We start from the raw sequence: 19,791 nt of genomic DNA, 5'->3' as shown, positions 1-19,791 counted from the left end.
CACATCTGCAACCAATTCGTTCACTATCGAAAAATTTCATCAATGAACAGGTCCCGCCATGCACTCCCCCACCTCCCAGGTCGTCGTGCTGATCAGCCACCTGCAACGCCCCCGGCAACGCAGCCGCCTTGCCCAGGTGGTGGCCGGGCTCACGGCGGACTATCCCGACACCCACATCGAAGTACTCGACACCTCGGTGTCCGAGGCGCTGCAGACCGCCCGCGAATGGGAACAACGTGGCGCGGTCGACGTGTTCGTCTGCGCCGGGGCCACTGCCGCCTACCTGCGCAAACACCTGACTCGCCCGGTATTGACGATGCACGTCGGCGGCGATGACCTGCTGCGTGCGCTGGGACAAGCGCGTGAGCACTCCTCGCAGGTGGCCTTGCTCAGCTACAACCGCATTGACCGCAACCTTCAGGCCATGGCTGCACTGTTCACCGTGCAGGTTCACCAGGCCGCCTACTCCTCCCTCGAGGAGGCTCGCCAGGCGGTCGAGCAGGCCGCCCAGCTGGGTTGTCGCAGCATCATCGGTTCGTCGACGGTGGTGGAACTGGCGGAACAGGCAGGACTGCACGGCGTACTGTCGCTGAGCGAGGACACGGTACGCAGAGCGCTCGAGGAAGCCCTGGGCATCCTTGACAGCCAACGCATCGAAATCGCCAAACGGCGGCACTTGAATGCCGTGCTGCAACACATCCCCACCGGCGTGGCGGCGGTCGACAACCACGGCGTGGTGCAGTCGCTTAACCCCGCTCTTGCCCAACTGCTGGAGTTGCCGCTCAGCGCGGCGCTGGGCCGGCCACTACAGCAGCTGTGCCCGGAACTGGACTTGCAACAGGCGCTGCAGGACGGCAGCGGCGAGGAAAATCGGGTGATTCGGCTTGGCTCGCATGCGGTGGTCAGCAATCTGCTGCCGATCCTGGAAAACGGCCAGCGTACCGGCCTCGTGCTGACCTGCCAGGACACCACCGCGGTGCAGCGGGCGGACCAGCGCATCCGCTCCACTCGCCGCCCGGGTGCGTTCACCGCCCGCTACCGGCTCGAGCAGCTAGGCGGCAACAGCACGGCCAACCGCGAGATGCTGCAAATGGCCAAGCGTTTCGCCGCCAGCCACTCGACCATCCTGATCACCGGCGAGAGCGGCACCGGCAAGGAGTTGCTGGCCCAAGGCATCCATAACGAGAGCCCACGCTGGCAGGGACCCTTCGTCGCCATCAACTGCGCGGCGCTTCCAGAGTCGCTGCTGGAAAGCGAACTGTTCGGCTACGAGGAAGGCGCCTTCAGCGGCTCGCGCAAAGGCGGCAAGCCCGGGCTGCTCGAAGCGGCGCACCGCGGCACGCTGTTTCTCGACGAAATCGGCGACATGCCGGTGTCGTTGCAGACCCGCCTGCTACGGGTGCTGCAAGAGCGTGAGGTGCTGCGCCTGGGCAGCACCGAACCGATTGCCATTGACGTGCGCATCATCGCCGCCACTCACCAGGACCTGCGTGCCGCCATGGAGGATGGCGAGTTTCGTACCGATCTGTATTACCGGCTCAACATTCTGCGCCTGCAGACCACACCGTTGCGCGAGCGGCCGGAGGATATCGCCCTGATCTGCCAGGGGATCAGCCAGCGCCTGCTGGTTCAGGGCCAGCCGCCGGGCGCCGCGGAGATACCGACCGCCCTGCTGCCGTACCTGACACGGTATGCCTGGCCGGGCAATGTCCGGGAACTGGAGAACGTGATCGAACGCGCGATGCTTTCGGCCCGCGAACTGCTGGGCGAGCACGGCGTGAACGAGCCGTATCTGGCTCGCGTGCTACCCGAACTGGGCGAAAGCCTGCCGCCTTCACCCGCTCGGAAAAAGTCGCCACGCGAAACGGATTTGCACACGATTGGCAAGGCCGCGCAGTTACGCCACGTACGGGAGACGCTGGACAGCTGCCAGGGCAATCTCGACGAAGCCGCACGTCGCCTCGGCATCAGCCGGACCACCTTGTGGCGCCGGCTCAGGTCCGTGCAGTGAGCGAACAAAATTGGCTGAATCCATAGTCGAAATTACATCGGGCAGTGGCCTAGTGAAACCGGCCCCCATTCAGGCGAGAATGCTTGCGACCTTAAAGCTTTAATTGAATCATTACTTGATCAGATGGGATGCCATCTGTTCATGTTTCCTTCACAATAGTTACACAACAGGCAGTGTGGAATTATTTGAATGCACCTTCCGATAACCGATGAGCGTCTACTCAAAGCGTTGGCCGATGCGATTGTTGTCCACCCTCGAGCCACCTTGAAGGAACTGGCCGAAGCGGCAGGCGTCAGCAAGGCTACCCTGCACCGGTTCTGTGGAACCCGTGACAATCTGGTGAGCATGCTGGAGAGCTATGGGCAACAAGTCCTCACTCAAGTGATAGACGATGCGCAGCTGAACAGTTGCGCCCCGGTAACGGCCCTCCATCGTCTGATTGTCGAGCATCTCAAACATCGCGAGATGATGATCTTCCTGCTCTTCCAGTACCGTCCGGACTCCTTCGATGATAGCGAGGCAAATCGCTCGTGGCGGGCGTATGCGGATGCCTTGGATTCCTTCTTCCTGCGCGGTCAACAGGCAGGCGCTTTCCGCATCGACATCAGCGCTGCAATATTCACTGAAATGTTCTTGAGCATGGTGTACGGCATCGTCGATGCCGAGCGCCGCGGGCGTGCGGCCAGCGCGACGTCCGTACAGACACTGGAACTGCTCTTCCTCGAGGGCGCTTCAGCCCCCTCTCGCTAACCTGCCCTCGCCCGTCAAAAAAAGCTCACCCGCTCAAGCGTTGCAGCAATCTAAAGGGGGGGGCGGCAAATGGGACAGGCAACCGGTCCTGAGCGCGCTCCAGCCGCAAACCTCCAGAATTGGCATTTTTATTATTGGTGAGCCTGAGTCTGGTCCGTGAGACCCGAGAAAGCTTGATAAAGCGCGCCAGAAAATAGCCAATTGCGCATCGAAGCAGACCCACCATCGGGCCTACATGGCGACTCGAGTCCTTTGGCCAATCGCCTGGCGGCCGGCGCCGCGATCGGGCTCGCCGGCAACAGCGGCAAGCCACGTGTGAGCACCAAGGCAGGATTGAGAAGCTGTGTTTCGAGGGGGAGACAGGCTGCGCATCAACTGAGCAATTGATCCGCGGCCTGATGCGCTTACATACGATTCGAAGGGGTTCCAACCAGAGGGATACGCTTCCCGGTTTCCAACATTTCTACCGCATCCAGTTGCTCTTCTATTTGTAGAAAACGCATGGCGGTCACTGACGACATTTTTTCAGAAACTTCATCAATATAGCGATTCAAGAGCATTTGCCGCTTTACCTGCAGGGTCTTGTAAACCTTGATCATCTTAGAAGCATCTTCATGGGTGACCGCTCCGGAGCCATAGGCCCGCGCATATTCAAGTAACAGCTCGAACGAGTCCCTGTTCAGGCCATCCATTTCATTGCGATAGCGAGCGTAGACCGGCCAGAAGACTTCGGCTTGCGCACTGTCGAGCCCCATATTGGCCTCGACCACGCGTTTGCGTTTGTAATTAATGGTCTCGATCTGGTTATTGATCTTCTCCTTGTGATCGCTCATCACCTGCTGTACCGAAGGCAGCGGCTCCTGGGCTTGCGCGGCAAAAGCGCAGCCGGCCACGAAGAAAGCGACACAAAATAGATGTCTGGACATGAGTTAACTCCTTTTGCATTGACTAAATAATGACGGTGCGATCACTGCCCGGCATCCTTGAGCGAGATCTTCGGTGCCCACTCCAGCCACTGCTCGTCGACAGCATCGAACAGGGCGAAGGTCTGCCCCTGCTTGGCCGGTTCGCCCATTTGCCCGTTGTCGGGAGTGGCGAAGGCGATTCCGCCCGCCACCATGGCCTCCAGGGACTCGGTGCGCACCGAAACGCCCTTGAACAAACCGGCCTCGATGCCGACGCCGCTGGCGTTCCAGAAGCGGCTGCCGGTACGCACCAGAGGCACATAACGCGGCTCGATAAGAATGCTGACCAGCACCCGGTCAGCCTGCGGCCCCAGGCTCATGTCAATGACCTTGCCCACCGGCATCTTGCGGTAGGTCACTGGGCTGCCGAGCTTGATCGAGCCTTTGTCCGGGGCGCTCAGGGTCAGCCGCAGGCCATTGCCGCCCGCCAAGAGATTCGGTGCTTCGGCCAGGGTCTGGAAGCGCGTCTGGCGCTCGCCCGGGCGACTGCTGGGCAAAGCCTCGATATAAGAGCCGCTGACCAGGGTGCCGAGGTTTTCCGTGCGCAGCAGGCCGAGCGCCGGGCGCACTACCCAGAAACGCGTGCCGCTGCGAGCGAATGGTTCGCCGTTGGCCCCGAGGCGCGCCTTGAGCAGCGCGCCGGACAGGTCGGCTTTCAAATCAATGCGCTCGACCTTGCCGATCAGCAGTCCCTTGAAACGAATCGGCGTGCCTTCGCGCAGCCCTTCGGCATCCTCGACGCTCAGCTGGATTTCCACTCCCCGGGCCATGGCGGCCTCTTCGCTGTCGTAGAGGGCGAAACGTCGCTCCTTGCCGGAGGTCGGTGCTTTCGGGTCCGGGGTGTCGAAGGAGATCCCGCCATTGATCAGGGTCTGCAACGACTCGCTCTTGACCTTCAGCCCGGTCAAATCACCGCTCAGCGTCACACCGCTGGCGTTCCAGAAGCGCGTGGAGCTGTTCACCAGGCGCGTGAACTCGGGCTCGATATGCACCCCGATCATGACCCGCTGGTTGTCCGCCGACAGCTGGTAGCTCTGCACGCTGCCGACGCGGATCTGCCGATAAAGAACCGGCGCGCCGACCTCGACCGAGCCACGCCGATCACTGGTCAGTATCAGGTGCAGGCCTGGCACGTTCATGTCCATGGGCGGTGCCTTGGAGAGGACGCTGAACTCCCGCCGCGGCACTCCGCTCTTGGCGAAACGCACGGCGATGTAATTGCCCTTGACCAGGGCGTCCAGGCCGGTGATCCCGGCCAGCGAGATATTCGGTTTCACGGTCCAGAACTCGGTGCCCTCCAGCAGCAGGGCTTCGACCCGCGGGTCCATCGCCAGCTCGGCGGTGGCGCCGCTGAAGTCCTGGTTCATGTCGACGTTCTTGACCAGGCCGACTTGCACGCCGTTGTACATGACTTGCGTTTGCCCCGGCTGAATGTCGCTCAGGTCCTTCATCTTCAGCGTCACCCGCAGGCCAACCTGGGCCGCGTCATAGTCCTCGTACAGACGGAAGGGCTTGCTGGTGTCCGTGGGCGGGCTGTCGCGATGGTTGTCCGGGGTCGCGAAGGAAATGCCGCCGGCGGCCAGGGTCAGCAGCGATTCACTGCGCACCTTGAACCCCGACAGGCCGCCGGAGATCGAGATCCCGCTGGCGTTCCAGAAGCGCGTGTGCTTGCGCACCAGGTCCGCATAGGCCGGCTCGATGTGCACTCTGATCTCGATGGTGCGCTGGTCCTCGCCAAGCTGGAAACTCTTCACCTGGCCCACCAGGATCTGCTTGTAGAACACCGGGCTCCCCTGCTCCAGGGAGCCCAGGCGCTCGGCCTTGAGGGTGATGTGCAGGCCCGGAACCTTCTCCGACATCGGTGGCGGTTCCTTCAAGGCAGTGAAGGAGCGAACCCCTTGATCGCCTTTATCACCCTTCGCCGGATCCACCGCGATGTAGACCCCGGAGACCAGGGTCTCCAGGCCGGTGACGCCGGCCAGGGAGACCCGCGGCTTGACCAGCCAGAAGTGGGTATCTTCATTCAGATACTTCTCGGTTTCCTTGGTCATTTCGATGGAGGCGAGTACGCCCTTGATGTCGTCGCTGACATTCAGCTCTACCACCTTGCCGACCGAGATGCCCTTGTACAGCACCTCGGTCTTCTTGGCCTGGATACCATCGCCGCTCTCGAAGCGGACCTGGATGATCGGGCCGGCCTCGTCGTAGGCGCGCCAGGCCAGCCAGGCACCGATGACCAGGGCCAACAGGGGCAGGATCCAGATCGCCGACCAGTTGGAGGTCGGGTGTTTTTTCGGGACAGGCAGGTCACTCATTTTCATTGTCCAAGTGGGTGTTGTCCCAGATCAGCCGGGGATCGAAAATCACTGCGGCCAGCATGGTCAGTACCACCACGCTGGCAAAGGCGGCGGCGCCGAGGTTGGCCTCGATGCGCGCCAGGTTGCCGAAGTTCACCAGCGCCACCAGGATGGCGATGACGAAGATGTCGAGCATCGACCAGCGCCCCACCCATTCGATGAAGCGGTACATGATGATCCGCTGGCGGGCGGACATCGGTTGCTGTCGCTGCACCGAATAGAGCAGCAGCGCGATCCCCACCAGCTTGAAGGTGGGCACCACGATACTGGCCACGAACACCACCAGGGCGATGGGGATCATCCCCAGCTGCAGCAGGCTGACCACCCCGCTCATGATGGTGGCCGGCGCGCCCTTGCCGAAGACGCTGACGGTCATGATCGGCAGCAGGTTGGCTGGGATGTAGAGCAGCATTGCCGTGATCAGCAAGGCCCAGGTGCGCCGGATACTGTCGGGGCGGCGCACATGCAACAGCGCCTGGCAACGACTGCAGCGCGCAGGCTGCGAGTCGTCGACGGGGCTGAGTTGATGGCATTCGCCGCAGACCTGGATACCGGCATCGATCGCACGCATTCAGGGCTTCGCCTGGCGTAGCGCCGGTTGCGACTCTTGGTGGTCCGGCCAACCACCGCCCAGGGCGCGGAACAAGTCCACCAGGGCGATCTGTCGCTGGGTGCTGACCTCGATAAAAGCTGTTTCGTTGATGAAGCGGGTACGCTGGGCATCCAGGTAGCGCAGGTGGCTGTCGATCCCCCCCTCGTAGCGGGCCTTGGCCAGTTTCAGCGATTCTTCGCTGGTGTCCGCCAGGGCGCGCCGTGCCGCTTCTTCGCGGCGCAGGGTGTCGCTGGCCGCCAGGGCGTCCGCCACCTCGCGAAAAGCGGTCTGCACCGTGGCTTCATAGGCGGCGACGGCGGAGTCCTTGCGCGCCTCGGCCAGGCTCAGGTTGGCGCTGTTGCGCCCACCGTCGAAGATTGGCAGCGACAGGGTCGGCACAAAGCTCCAGGAGCGTGAACCGCCATCGAACAGGCCGGACATTTGCGCGCTGGAGGTGCCCAGGCTGCCGGTCAGGCTGATGCGCGGGAAGAACGCCGCCCGCGCCGCGCCGATATCGGCATTGCGCGCCTGCAGCCGGTGTTCGGCGGCCAGGATGTCCGGACGCCGCTCGATCAGGCTCGACGGCGAGCCGGCGACTATGTCTTGTACCAGCCGCGGCCGCTCCTGGCGCGGTTCGCCGATGGATTTCGCTGCGTCCGCACTGCCCAGCAGCAGCACCAGGGCGTTGAACGCCTGTTGCTGCTGGCGCAGGTTGCTTTCCTGGTCGGCCCGGGATTGCTCCACCAGCCCCAGGGCTTCCTGGTAGTCCAGGGCGCCGGCCGTGCCCACCGCGCGCTGGCGGCTGATCAGGGCGAAGGAGTATTCGCGGCTGACCAGGGTCTGCTGGGTCAGCTCCAGGCGCCGCTGGGCGCCGTCGAGCTGCAGGTAGGCCTGGCTGACCTCGGCGATCAGGGCGATGCGCGCCGCGCGCCCCGCCTCCTCGGTGGCCAGGTATTGCTGCAGTGCCGCATCGCTGAGGCTCTTGACCCGGCCGAACAGGTCCAGTTCGTATTCCGGCAGGGCCAGGCCCACTTGATAGGAGCTGGCGACCCCGGCCTGGCCATTGCTGGCCAGATCGGCCGGCAGGCGCTGGCGGTTGCCCGAGGCCGCGGCGTTCAGTCCCGGCACCCGGTCGGCGCGCTGGATGCGGTACAAGGCACGGGCCTGCTCGATATCCAGCAGGGTCTGGCGCAGCGAACGGTTGTTGTCCAGGGCGATGCCCACCAGCTGGCGCAGCTGGGGGTCGAGGATAAACCCCTGCCAGTCCAGCTCGCCGACACGCTGCCCCGACTCCGTGGCCGGTAGATTCCAACTGGCGGCCACCGGCGCTTCGGGACGCTGGTAAGTCGGCGCCAGGGAGCAACCGCCCAGGGCCAGCAACAGCGACAGGGAAAGACTTCTTATAGGCATGTGCATCACTCCTGGCCCTCGGCAGCGTGCTCGAGCACCGCGGGTTTACTGCGTAGCAGCGACAGCACCCAGACAAAACAGATAGGTACGAAGATCACCCCGAGCAGCGTCGCGCTGAGCATCCCGCCGATCACCCCGGTGCCGATGGCGCGCTGGCTCGCAGCGCCGGCGCCGGTGGCCAGGGCCAGCGGCACCACGCCGAGGATGAAGGCCATGGAGGTCATGACGATCGGTCGGAAGCGCAGGCGCGCGGCCTCGATGGCGGCGTCACGCAGGCTGTAGCCCTTCTCCCAGAGTTCCTTGGCGAACTCGACGATAAGGATCGCGTTCTTCGCCGACAGGCCGATGATGGTGATCAGGCCAACCTTGAAGTACAGGTCGTTGGGCATGCCCACCAGGGTCACCGCGAGCACTGCACCCACCGCGCCGATCGGCACGATCAGCATGACCGACAGCGGGATCGACCAGCTCTCGTACAGCGCCACCAGCAGCATGAACACCACCAGGATGGCCAGGGCGAACAGCGCCGTGGCCTGGCCGCTGGAGACCTTTTCCTGGTAGGACAGGCCGGTCCACTCGTAGCCGATGCCGGCCGGCAGCTGCGCCGCCAGGCGCTCCATCTCGGCCATGGCCTGGCCGGTACTGAAACCGGGGCCGGCGTCGCCGATGATGCGGATCGACGGGTAGCCGTTGTAGCGCACCAGTTGCACCGGGCCCTCTTCCCACTGGGTGGTGACGAAGGCACTGAAGGGCACCTGCTCGCCCCGGTCGTTGGGCGCGTAAAGCTTGAGCACGCTTTCCGGGGTCATGCGCTCGCCCTGCTCGGCCTGGATCACCACCCGTTGCTGGCGCCCGGCATTGGTGAAGTCGTTGATCACATCGGAACCAAAAGCCGCGGACAGGGTGCTGCCGATGATCCTGAAGCTCACCCCCAGGGCGCGGGCTTTCTCGCGATCGATCTGCAGGCGCAACTGCGGCGCTTCGGCCAGGCCTTCCATCATCGCGTAGAAGAACACCGGGTTGCCGTAGGTCTGGGCCAGTAAGGTATCGCGGGCTTGCAGCAGGGCCTCGCGGCCCAGGCCGCCACGGTCCATCAGGCGCAGGGCGAAACCGCCGGAGTTGCCCAGGCCATTGATCGGCGGTGGCGACACCGCCATGACAGTGCCGTCGTCGGGCACGGCGAAATGCTCGTTCAGCGCCGCCACTTCCGCCGCGGCCGACTGCTGCGCATCCCGCTCGGACCAGTCCTTGAAGGTCGGGAAAGCCAGCGCCGCATTGTCACCCTGGCCGGAAAAGCTGAAGCCCGAGATCACGAATGCCGAGGACACCGCCTCGCGGGACTTGAGGTAGGTTTCCAGCTGTTCGCCGGTGGCGTTGGTGCGCACTCGGCTGGCGCCCGGCGGCAGTTGCACGTCGACCACCATGTAGCCCAGGTCTTCGGTGGGCACGAAGGCTTCCGGCAGACGCAGGTAGCTGTAGCCGAGGATGGCGACAATGCCGCCATAGACCAGCATGAAGCGCCCGGAGCGTTTGACCAGCGCGCTGTTGAACAGCGAATAGCGCTCGGTCAGCCGGGCAAAACCGCGGTTGAAGGCGCCGAAGAACCCGCGTTTCTCGTGATGTCCTTGGGGAATCGGCTTGAGCAGCGTGGCGCACAGCGCCGGGGTGAAGGTCAGGGCCAGGAAGCCGGAGAACAGGATGGATACCGCCAGCGATACCGAGAACTGCTGGTAGATCACCCCCACCGAACCGGACATGAACGCCAGCGGCAGGAACACGGCCGACAGCACCAGGGTGATACCGACGATCGCACCAGACACCTGCTGCATCGCCTTGATGGTGGCATCGACCGGCGACAGGCCCTCCTCGGCCATGATCCGCTCGACGTTCTCCACCACCACGATGGCATCGTCCACCAGGATGCCGATGGCCAGCACCATGCCGAACATGGTCATCATGTTCACCGAGAAGCCCAGCAGGTACATCACCATCAGCGTACCCAGCAGGCACACTGGCACCACGATCGACGGGATCAGGGTGTAGCGTACGTTCTGCAGGAACAGGAACATCACCAGGAACACCAGGACCATGGCTTCGATCAGGGTATGGATCACTTTCTCGATGGCCACGTCGACGAAACGCGAGGTGTCGTAGGGCACCGAATACTGCACGTCCTCGGGGAAGAACGCCGAGAGTTCGGCCAGGCGCTGTTTGACCAGCTCTGCGGTCTGGATGGCGTTGGCCCCCGGCGACAGCTGGATCGCCCCGCCAACTGCCGGAGTGCCGTTGAGGCGCGAGGAAATGTTGTAGTTTTCCTGGCCCAGTTCCAGACGCGCGACGTCAGCGAGCTTGACCGAGGAGCCGTCCTGGTTGGCCCGCAGGACGATCTGGCCGAACTCCTGCGGATTGTCCAGGATGCCCTTGACCGCCAGGGTCGCGGTCAGTTCCTGGGCGCTGCTGCCCGGCGTACTGCCAAAGGCACCGGCGGGCACCTGCACGTTCTGCTCGCGGATAGCGTTGCTCACGTCCTCGATGGACAGGCCGTAGCCCACCAGCTTCTGTGGGTCGATCCAGACCCGCATCGCCGCTTCCGATGAGAAGAACTGCAGCTTGCCGACCCCCGGCAGGCGCCGCAGTTCGTTGTTGATATTGCGCGCGGCATAGTCGCCCAGGGCCGTGGTGTCGGCGTGCTGGGTGCCGTCCTTGTAGTTCAGGGCGTAGATCAGCAGGAAGCCGGCGCTGCTCTGCTCCACTTGCAGGCCCTGGGTCAGCACGGCCTGAGGCATGCGCGCCTCGGCTTTCTTCAGGCGGTTCTGCACGTCCACCTGGGCCAGGTCCGGATCGACACCCGGTTCGAAGGTAACGACGATTTCGGCGGTACCGTTGGAGTTGTTGGTGGACTCGAAATACAGCAAGCCCTTGGCGCCGTTGAGCGACTCCTCGAGCACGCTGGTGACCGACTCCACCAGGACCTTGGCCGAAGCACCTGGGTAGGTGGCGGTTACTGTTATCTGCGGTGGCGCCACGTTGGGGTACTGGGCTACCGGCAGCTTGGAAATAACCAGCATGCCGGCCAGGGAAATGAACAGTGCGACGACCCAGGCGAAGTTGGGGCGCTTGATGAAAAATTGCGACATCGAAAAATCCTCGCGGCGATTGCGCCCTTACTGTTGTGACCCGGAGGCTGTGGCCAGGGCACTCTTGGGCTCGACCTTGGCCCCTGGCTGCAGGCCGGCCAGGCCGCTGACGATCACCCGATCACCGACCTTCAGGCCGTCACGGATCTGCCAGCGGGCGCCCTGCATGGCGCCGGTCTGCACCGGACGCTGTTGGGCCCGGCCCTCGCCGTCCATCACCAGCACCGCGGCGCTGCCGTCGGGACTGCGCAGCACCGCTCGCTGCGGCACCAGGATCGCCTGGCTGTCGGTGCCCTGGGGGGTGCGCACCCGCACATACATGCCCGGCAGCAGGTTGCCGTCGCGGTTGTCGAACTGACCGCGCAGGGCCACCTGGCCGGTGCCCGGATTCACCGCCACATCGGTGAACAGCAACGAGCCCTGGCGCTCGTAGGAGGTGCCTTCGATGCGCACCGACAAGCCCTGCTGTGCATCGGCCGCGAGGGTGCCGTTCTTCAAGGCTTCACGCAGGCGCAGGGCATCGGCCGCTGGCTGGGTGAAATCCACATACACCGGATCCAGTTGCTGGATGCGCACCATCAGGGTGGCGTCGCCCTGTCCTACCAGCGCGCCTTCGGTGACCAGCGCCCGGCCCACGCGCCCGGAAATCGGCGCGGTGACCGAGGCGTAGCCCAGGTTCAGGCGCGCGGTCTGCAAGTCGGCCTCGGCAGAGCGGGTGGCCGCCTGGGTACGACGCAGCTCGGCGGTGGCGCTGTCGTAGTCCTGCTGGCTCACGGCTTCGATCTTCACCAGCGGCGCATAGCGCTTGACCCGTGCCTGGGCTTCCAGCATCCCGGACTGGGCCCGGGCCAGCTCGCCCTCGGCCCGCGCCACGGCGGCCTTGAACGGCGCCGGGTCGATCTGGAACAACAGATCGCCGGCCTTGACGTCGGCCCCTTCGACAAACCGCTTGTGCAGGACGATGCCTGCCACCCGGGCACGCACCTGCGCCACCCGCACCGGCTCGACCCGGCCCGGCAGTTCCGAGACAAGGGCCAAAGGCTCGCTGGTCACCGCCAGCACTTCAACCGGACGCGCCACTTCCACTGTGCTGCTCTGCTCACTCGCCGGGCCACACCCGGCCAATGCGATGGCTACTGCCAGTGACCCTGCCATTCCTACTGCACGCAAATTGCCCATGACTCACCCGAAGCTTGATTGAGAATGCCGCGGATGATACTTTCGAATCTATTTTGAGTCAAATATGTCTCATATGATCATATTAAGAACAAATGGATACATAAAAACCTCAGCGCTCAACCCATGCATTCAGACTCACTTGGAACCTAGCGATGTCTCTGCCCCCCCATGACGAACGACTCATCAAGGCACTGGCTGCGGTCATTGTCGACCGCCCACGAGCCACTCTTAAGGAACTCGCGGAAGCTGTAGGCACGAGCCGAACTACCTTGCACCGTTTTTATGGGACTCGCGATAACCTGCTAAAGATGCTTGAAGCGCATGGCAGAAACATTCTCAACCAAATAATCGAAACCACTTGTTTATCTGGCGCTACACCTCAGGAAGCATTGCACAACCTGATCAAAGAGCATCTTGCTCATCGAGAGCTGCTCATCTTTATCGTCTTTCAGAGTCGCCCCGACTTTCCCAACCCCAAAGACGACGGAGCCCGCTGGCAGTCTTATCTTGATGCATTGGATAGTTTTTTCTTGCGTGGACAATGCATGGGGGCATTTCGTATCGACATCACCGCTGCAGTATTTACAGAACTATTCATTGCTCTGGTATATGGCTTGGCTGATGCCGAGCGGCGCGGACGAGCAGCAAGCTCCAACTCCGCCAAAATATTGGGGCAAATGTTCCTGCATGGTGCCACTCCAATGCGCAGCTGAAATGGCGGATCGACATGGACGAGATAGAGCTTGTCAAAGAGGAGTTTCATGCAGAAGCCCCCTGACCAAGAAATTCACTAGCCTACTTCATATTAAAAACGACACCCCAGTCAAAAGCAGACCAACAACCAATAAGGTCGTGGTCAAGCGCGTGCTGACTCTAAGAGTAGGTTGATGTTCAACAAGCTTGCCAATAGCAAAATACAGCCTATCGAGTATCTGCTGCTCATCGAGCTCTTTTAGCTGAAAAATCGAGTCAATTATAGGTCCGGCATTGGGGAATGGATCATGTAAGAACGGAGCTGCATCAAAAGCACTTTGCTGTAATGCGCGCGCGGAGAGCAAAGCGGACGCAACAAGCACACCAAGCGCCATAACGGCACTTATTGCTTCTAGCATGGTGATCGTATTGAGAGCGGGAGAAACACTAAATCGAAGTATGGCGCCATATAAAGTTACCACCCCCGCCAATGCGCCGAGCGACAAGGTAAACATCAAGCGAAGGTAAACCGTCACTAAACTCCGTGAAACCGAAACCTGTTCAAGATAAATTTTGACAAGCGTTTCTATTGTCAAACGACGCGCCTCAAATGCAAACCGGCGATCATCCAAAGGGGTTACAGACTGCATTTAGAAAACCTCACGACCCATATAAAACTCAAAACACAAGAAACCACTAAAGGGTACAACTCCGCCAACACTGTGCCATTTCGGGTTGGAGGCCGCATTTGCTGCTGGAACGATTGCCTTTGCTGGCCATATACGAAGTGGCAACAAGGTACCTGTCCATTGATTGACAACCCAGGCATGATAGTTTAAAAAATTCTTGAGTCAAATTTGGCTCATTTGATATTATTTAGGCTGACACCGGGCCCGCATAGCGCATGCGCAAGGCGCCTCTTTCATACTCCAGCCAGGCCCCACCTATGGTGTTGATTTCCCATGACGAACGACTCATCAAGGCGCTGGCCGTGGCCATCGTCGAGGGGAACAGCCGTTCCTGTATGGCGCTAGCTCCCAGACCCGAACCGAAACCCAGGCCACGTCCTTCCAGGATCAACTCGATGCCCCCTACCCACACCGGCAACTTGCCGAACCTTCCCCTGGACGCGCTGATCGCCTGCCATGAATGCGACCTGCTCATGCGCCGGGAACCACTTGAACCGGGTGAAAAGAGTTGCTGCCCACGTTGCGACTTCGAGCTGGTCGTGCATCGCCATCAGTGGCAGCGTCGCTGCTTCGCCCTGGTCCTGACCGCCCTGCTCCTCTACATCCCGGCCAACTTCCTGCCGATCATGCACCTGACGCTCCTCGGGCAGACCCGCAGCGAAACGATCTGGACCAGTGTGCTCGGATTGTTCGAAAGCGATATGCCGGGGGTTGCCGTGCTGGTGCTGTTGAGCGGCATGGCGATTCCCCTGCTCAAGCTGCTGTGCCAACTGCTGGTGCTGTTGAGTCTGCGGTTCAAGGTGGCGCGCCCCACCGGCATTCTGCTCTACCGCACTTATCACCACCTGCGCGAATGGGGAATGCTCGAGGTTTACCTGTTCGGGATCCTGGTTTCCATCGTCAAGTTGATCGACATCGCCGACCTGAGCCTGGGTATCGGCCTGGCCTGTTTCGTCGCGTTGTTGCTCACCCAGGTCTGGCTGGAACTGAATATGCCCTCCCATCAGGTCTGGGAAGCGCTATCCAACGAGCAGCCTCGTCGGGTTCAACCCTCTCGCTTTCCTGAGTGACTAAAGACGTCTGGGGAGGTTCGTCAGAAAGTGACCCACCAATGCGGCAGGTTTTATCCATGTTATGTCCATGCCCATCCGGCCTGGGACAGAGCGGTATGAGCCATACAGCAAATTTCAGTGCCTATGTTTTCCACTAGGCTTGCAGTGGGCTCGACCTGGCCATCATGCGGTTGTTCGACTCAAAGGCTGGCCAAGTTTACTGATGATGCGTGATATCAGGAACCGCTCAGTTCCATAGGCGCTCACCGCTAATGCTTCGATCTTTGCGTAGAACTTGTGTCGCCCGCTCCACTGTTAGCGAGTTTGAGTTCTGTAATACGAACGTGTTTGTGCTGAATGGTGAACACGTTGAATTGCATGTCCTACTTGATCAAAGGAAAGAAAAAATGACAGTGCTTATGGCATTACGGATATGTGGCTATGTTTGCAGCCTTAGCCTAATCCTCACTGGCTGTCAGGAAGAAAAACGATCGGAGGAAGCCCCGCGCCCCGTCCGCGCGGTAATCGCGAAGCCCGGTGTGATCGGTGAAGAAGTTGCCCAGACGGGCGAGATCCGCGCTCACATCGAGACCGATCTCGCTTTTCGTATCGCGGGTCGTATTGCAACCCGTAGCGTCGATGTCGGGATGAGCGTCGCCAAGGGGCAGGTTCTTGCAGTGCTCGACCCTAACGACATCCAGAATGAGGTACGGGTTGCCGAGGCCGAAGTGAGGAGCGCAGAAGCGGCAGAAGAGTTTGCCAGATCGGGGCTTGATCGACAGCGCATGCTCTTCGATAAACAGTTCGTCGCACGTGCCCGAGTGGATGAGGCGGCAGCCAACTGGCGGGCAGCAAACGCAAGGCTCAACGTCGCGAAAACGGGGCTGCTCACTGCACGCAACAAATTGAGCTACACCGAGTTACGCGCGCCCGATGCCGCTATCGTGAATGCGGTGATGGTCAATATCGGACAAGTCGTCGATGCCGGTCAGTTGGCAATCAAACTCGCCTCGACACATGAGCGTGACGCGGTCTTCAACGTGTCTGAACGACTCTACACTTCCGTACTCTCTGATGTGCAAGTCGAAGTCGCTCTGGTGTCAGACCCTAAGATCAAAGTCATTGGTTCTATTCGCGATGTGAGCCCGACCGCAGATGCAGCTACGCGCACCTATCGGGTCCGCATTGCTCTGCCAGAAACCCCGCCGGCCATGACATTGGGAGCCACTGTGACAGGGCGCCTGCTATTGCCCGGCAAGGCCCTGTTCATTCTTCCCGCCTCTTCCTTGACGAGTGAGGAAGGCAAGCCGGCAGTCTTTGTAATTCAACCGTCCGATCATGTACTTATCCGTAAACCTGTTGTTGTCACACGCTTCACTGCGACACAAGCGCTGGTCGAGTCAGGGCTCACCGAGGGAGATGCCGTTGTAACCGCTGGGGTCAGCAAACTCCGGGCCGGGCAAAAAGTTGTCTACGATACGGCAGAGGTGGCCCAATGAAGCCGAACACAATACCTCCAAGAGACCAGCAAGGATTCAATCTCTCGGCATGGTCGATCGGACAGATGCCGCTGATGTTTTTCCTCATGCTGGTCACGCTGGTCGGTGGTGCGATCAGCTATTCCAAACTGAGTCGTAACGAAGACCCGACGTTCACCATCAAGACGATGGTAGTGGCAGCTCGCTGGCCCGGAGCAACCATCGACGACACAACGAAACTTTTGACCGACCGCCTGGAGAAAAAGCTTGAAGAGATCCCCTATCTCGACCGGCTCGATAGTTACACGCGCCCGGGCGAAACCGTCATCATGGTCAACCTGCGCGATGATGCGCCGTCGCGAATAGTCCCCGATGCCTGGTATCAGGTTCGCAAGAAGATGGCCGATATTACCGCAACGCTTCCAAGCGGCGTGGAGGGACCATTCTTCGACGACGAATTCGGCGACACCTATGGACAGATCTTCGGATTTACCGCCGAGGGCTTCTCTGACCGTGAACTGCGTGACTACCTCGAAGGCGTGCGTGCGGAACTGCTGCGTATTCCTGGTATTGGCAAAGTACAGTTGCTGGGGGTGCAGGAGGAGCAGATCGTCATCGAATTCTCCCCTGGCCGGCTTGCGGCCTTCGGGCTTGACGAAGAGGCAGTCTTACGCGCCTTAAAGGCACAGAATGCCGTCATACCTTCCGGTACGGTGCGTCTGGCCGAGGACAAGATCGCACTGCGCGTCAGTGGGGGCTTCGCATCCGAGGAGAGCTTGCGGAATGTGACGTTGCGGGCGAATGATCGTTTCGTACCGCTCACCGAACTGGCCGTTATCCAGCGAATACCGGCTGACCCTCCAGCGCCACTGTTCCGGGTCAACGGCGAGAAAGCCCTCGGCCTTGCTATTTCGATGGCCTCGGGTGGTAATCTGCTCAGTTTTGGCGAAGCGGTACGAGCTCGCATGGATGACGTCAGGACGACGCTTCCTCACGGAATCGAGATGATCCAGGTCGCCGACCAATCGACAGTGGTGACGCAAGCGGTCAGTGGCTTCTTGACGGTCCTTGCCGAAGCGGTTGCGATCGTACTCGCGGTATCGTTTCTCTCGCTCGGCGCCCGGGCAGGGTTAGTTGTCAGCCTTTCGATCCCCCTTGTTCTGGCAATGACCTTCATCGGCATGGAGTTGACAGGCATAGGCTTGCAACGCATCTCGCTAGGTGCACTGATCATCGCCCTCGGTCTCCTGGTCGATGACGCGATGATCACCGTCGAGGCCATGGTTGGCAAATTAGAAGAGGGCTGGAATCTAAAGCGGGCAGCGAGCTTCGCTTATGAGTCAACCGCCTTCCCGATGCTGACGGGCACGCTTGTCATGATCGCCGGATTCATCCCGGTTGGTTTTGCGGCTTCAAGCGCGGGTGAGTACTGCTATTCGATGTTTATGGTGGTACTGATCTCGCTATCGGCTTCCTGGGTAGTTGCAGTCCTGTTCTCACCTTTGCTCGGAACCCTGATTCTGCCCAAGTCATTGCCACATCACGGCCATGGCGCTGGTCGCATAATGCAAGCCTATGAGCGGGCGCTGTCCTGGGCCCTTGGCCATCGTGCAATGACCCTCAGCGTCGCCGTCGCGGCATTCGTGGCCTCGCTCAGCGCCGCAACCTATCTCGAACAGCAGTTCTTCCCCCCCTCCGACCGCCCCGAGCTTCTGGTCAGTCTGACGTTACCGCAGAATGCGTCACTGGATGCGACGACGCGCGAGGCGTCGAAGCTTGAGGAGCTGCTAAAAAACGACCCCGATGTTGAGCGCTTCTCGACCTATATCGGCTCCGGGGCAATTCGCTTCTATCTCCCCATGGAGGTTTTGCTCCAGAACGAAAACGTCACCCAGACGGTTGTTGTCGCGAAAGGCGTCAAGGAACGTGATGCGTTACAGGCAAGGCTTGCCGCGGCATTCAAGACGGAATTCTCCGGCCTCATCGCTCGCGCGACGCCGCTAGAACTCGGTCCTCCAGTAGGATGGCCACTCAAGTATCGCGTCACGGGACCCGATCAGAACAAAGTGCGTGATATCGCAGCACGTCTCGCTAACGTCATCTCTGCTAACCCGGACACACGTGAGGTTCACCTCCTGTCGGGCGAGCCACAAAGGAGTGTTCTTGTCGAAGTCGACCAGACTCAGGCGCGGGCCCTGGGTCTGTCGTCCGAAGATATCGCCAGTGCCATGGCGACCATTTTCTCTGGCTCTGCGGTGACGACGGTGCGCGACCAGGACCGACTCATCGATGTGGTGATCCGCGCGCAGATCGGGGAGCGCACCAACCTTGCAACGCTTGCCAATCTCCAACTCCGTACGGCCCAAGGCCATACCATCCCATTGACTCAGATCGCCAAGCTGAGTTTTGGAGTCGAAGATCCCATCGTCTGGCGACGGCAGCGCCTCTCCCTGCTCACCGTACAAGGCGACGTTCGCGATGGACTCGAGGCATCGACCGTAGTGCAAGCACTCGCGCCCACTGTAGCGCGGTTCAGAGCAGAGCTACCCAAGGGGTACAAGGTTGAAACGGGCGGAGCGGTCGAGGAAGCGGCAAAGGGCAGTCAATCGCTGCTCGCCGTTCTACCGCTCACGGCGCTCGTAATGTGCGTGCTCTTGATGGTGCAACTGCGCAGTTTTTCCCGCATGTTCCTGGCACTCGCGATGGCCCCATTCGGACTCATCGGTGTCGTCCTGGCAATGTTGCCGACAGGCACGCCCATGGGCTTTGTCGCGCAGCTTGGGGTCATTGCGCTTGTTGGGATGATCGTGCGCAACGCGATCATTTTGATCGAAGAGGTCGACATCAATATGAATAGGGGCGAATCGCCCAGTGACGCGATCATGCATGCCTCAATACATAGGGCCCGCCCTATTTTGCTGACGGCCTGTGCCGCTATTCTCGGAATGATCCCGATCGCACCGCAGATATTTTGGGGGCCGATGGCCTATGCGGTGATTGGGGGGCTAGCCGTTGCGACAATCGTGACATTGACTGTCCTGCCTTGTGGCATTTCCCTTCTGCTTCAATGGGAGAGTCGTCGCAGGAAACCACAAGAGCCGTCTGCTCCTTCACGATCGGATATCAGCTCCGCTCCAGTACCTCGGACCTAGGTTGAGGTCACTCGAGTGATATCGGAATTGAACTGAAACAACGAGTGCTGAGTTAGAGGCACGCTTCGCTCTGCAAGCGTGCCGGCAAATCCTTCATGGCGCATGCGGCGTGAGATGATGAGCCGCGGTACACAACATGGATATTTCAGATCAAACTTCCTCCTCCACATCCTGATGTCTATTCGAATTAATTTCAAAAACCGATAGAAGCGGCTGACGATTCGTACTGCCAGCAGCATCATCAGGACCACCTCGCGCCACTGGCAAAACTCAGCAACCCGGCACAGCTGGAACGATAGTGCCCGAAGGACCGGCTGCGAGGCGCT

At 60.9% G+C, this 19,791-nt stretch carries 13 protein-coding genes; 6 read left to right on the top strand and 7 right to left on the bottom strand.

Features of this window, described 5'->3' with window-relative positions; all coding sequences use genetic code 11:
* The first annotated feature begins 58 nt into the window (after positions 1-58).
* Together prpR and C4K27_RS15835 are read left to right on the top strand one after the other, a co-directional pair.
* Positions 59-2,011 carry a propionate catabolism operon regulatory protein PrpR gene (prpR, locus tag C4K27_RS15840; RefSeq protein WP_053261184.1) on the top strand — a complete coding sequence of 651 codons (1,953 nt, stop codon included), beginning with the start codon at positions 59-61 and terminating at the stop codon, positions 2,009-2,011.
* Between the two features lie 189 nt (positions 2,012-2,200).
* Complete coding sequence (locus C4K27_RS15835) at positions 2,201-2,761, top strand: TetR/AcrR family transcriptional regulator (protein WP_053261183.1); 561 nt, start codon at positions 2,201-2,203, stop codon at positions 2,759-2,761.
* A 404-nt stretch (positions 2,762-3,165) separates the two neighbouring features.
* Here C4K27_RS15835 and C4K27_RS15830 read toward each other — a convergent pair whose 3' ends face one another.
* The 6 genes from C4K27_RS15830 to C4K27_RS15805 are packed head-to-tail and all read right to left on the bottom strand — an operon-like array spanning position 3,166 to position 12,401.
* Positions 3,166-3,687 carry a hypothetical protein gene (locus tag C4K27_RS15830; RefSeq protein ID WP_053261182.1) on the bottom strand — a complete coding sequence of 174 codons (522 nt, stop codon included), beginning with the start codon at positions 3,685-3,687 and terminating at the stop codon, positions 3,166-3,168.
* A 41-nt stretch (positions 3,688-3,728) separates the two neighbouring features.
* The gene (locus tag C4K27_RS15825; RefSeq protein WP_053261181.1) at positions 3,729-6,041 is read right to left on the bottom strand and encodes a PqiB family protein; all 2,313 of its coding nucleotides are present in this window, start codon (positions 6,039-6,041) and stop codon (positions 3,729-3,731) included.
* Positions 6,034-6,654 (bottom strand): paraquat-inducible protein A, encoded by a 621-nt coding sequence (locus C4K27_RS15820; RefSeq protein WP_053261180.1) that lies wholly within the window; start codon positions 6,652-6,654, stop codon positions 6,034-6,036. The genes C4K27_RS15825 and C4K27_RS15820 overlap by 8 nt, the downstream gene beginning before the upstream one ends.
* The gene (locus tag C4K27_RS15815) at positions 6,655-8,091 is read right to left on the bottom strand and encodes an efflux transporter outer membrane subunit (RefSeq protein WP_394325644.1); all 1,437 of its coding nucleotides are present in this window, start codon (positions 8,089-8,091) and stop codon (positions 6,655-6,657) included.
* Positions 8,091-11,222, bottom strand: a complete 3,132-nt coding sequence (locus C4K27_RS15810; RefSeq protein ID WP_053261178.1) for a multidrug efflux RND transporter permease subunit — start codon at positions 11,220-11,222, stop codon at positions 8,091-8,093. The genes C4K27_RS15815 and C4K27_RS15810 overlap by 1 nt, the downstream gene beginning before the upstream one ends.
* Positions 11,223-11,249: 27 nt before the next feature.
* Entirely contained in the window at positions 11,250-12,401 is a 1,152-nt protein-coding gene (locus C4K27_RS15805) for a MexC family multidrug efflux RND transporter periplasmic adaptor subunit (RefSeq protein ID WP_053261177.1), read from the bottom strand.
* 152 nt (positions 12,402-12,553) lie between these two features.
* On the opposite strand from C4K27_RS15805, the gene C4K27_RS15800 reads away from it, so the two are divergent.
* Positions 12,554-13,114, top strand: coding sequence for an AsnC family protein (locus C4K27_RS15800; RefSeq protein ID WP_053261176.1), 561 nt, complete (start codon positions 12,554-12,556; stop codon positions 13,112-13,114).
* Between the two features lie 87 nt (positions 13,115-13,201).
* Here C4K27_RS15800 and C4K27_RS15795 read toward each other — a convergent pair whose 3' ends face one another.
* Positions 13,202-13,744: a hypothetical protein gene (locus tag C4K27_RS15795; protein ID WP_053261175.1), complete on the bottom strand. Its 543-nt coding sequence runs from the start codon at positions 13,742-13,744 to the stop codon at positions 13,202-13,204.
* Positions 13,745-14,178: 434 nt separating this feature from the next.
* Between C4K27_RS15795 and C4K27_RS15790 the strand changes: the two genes are divergently transcribed.
* The 3 genes from C4K27_RS15790 (at position 14,179) to C4K27_RS15780 (ending at position 19,465) form a co-directional block, all read left to right on the top strand.
* Positions 14,179-14,853: a paraquat-inducible protein A gene (locus C4K27_RS15790; RefSeq protein WP_053261174.1), complete on the top strand. Its 675-nt coding sequence runs from the start codon at positions 14,179-14,181 to the stop codon at positions 14,851-14,853.
* A 389-nt stretch (positions 14,854-15,242) separates the two neighbouring features.
* Positions 15,243-16,334: an efflux RND transporter periplasmic adaptor subunit gene (locus C4K27_RS15785; protein ID WP_053261173.1), complete on the top strand. Its 1,092-nt coding sequence runs from the start codon at positions 15,243-15,245 to the stop codon at positions 16,332-16,334.
* Positions 16,331-19,465, top strand: a complete 3,135-nt coding sequence (locus C4K27_RS15780; protein WP_053261172.1) for an efflux RND transporter permease subunit — start codon at positions 16,331-16,333, stop codon at positions 19,463-19,465. Before C4K27_RS15785 ends, C4K27_RS15780 begins: the two co-directional genes overlap by 4 nt.
* Positions 19,466-19,791: the final 326 nt, after the last annotated feature.

It is taken from the genome of Pseudomonas chlororaphis subsp. chlororaphis (assembly GCF_003945765.1).
In the GTDB taxonomy this organism is placed as follows: Bacteria; Pseudomonadota; Gammaproteobacteria; order Pseudomonadales; family Pseudomonadaceae; genus Aquipseudomonas; species Aquipseudomonas chlororaphis.
The sequence above is the reverse complement of the archived record's forward strand: the minus strand, read 5'-3'. Positions and strand labels throughout refer to the sequence as shown.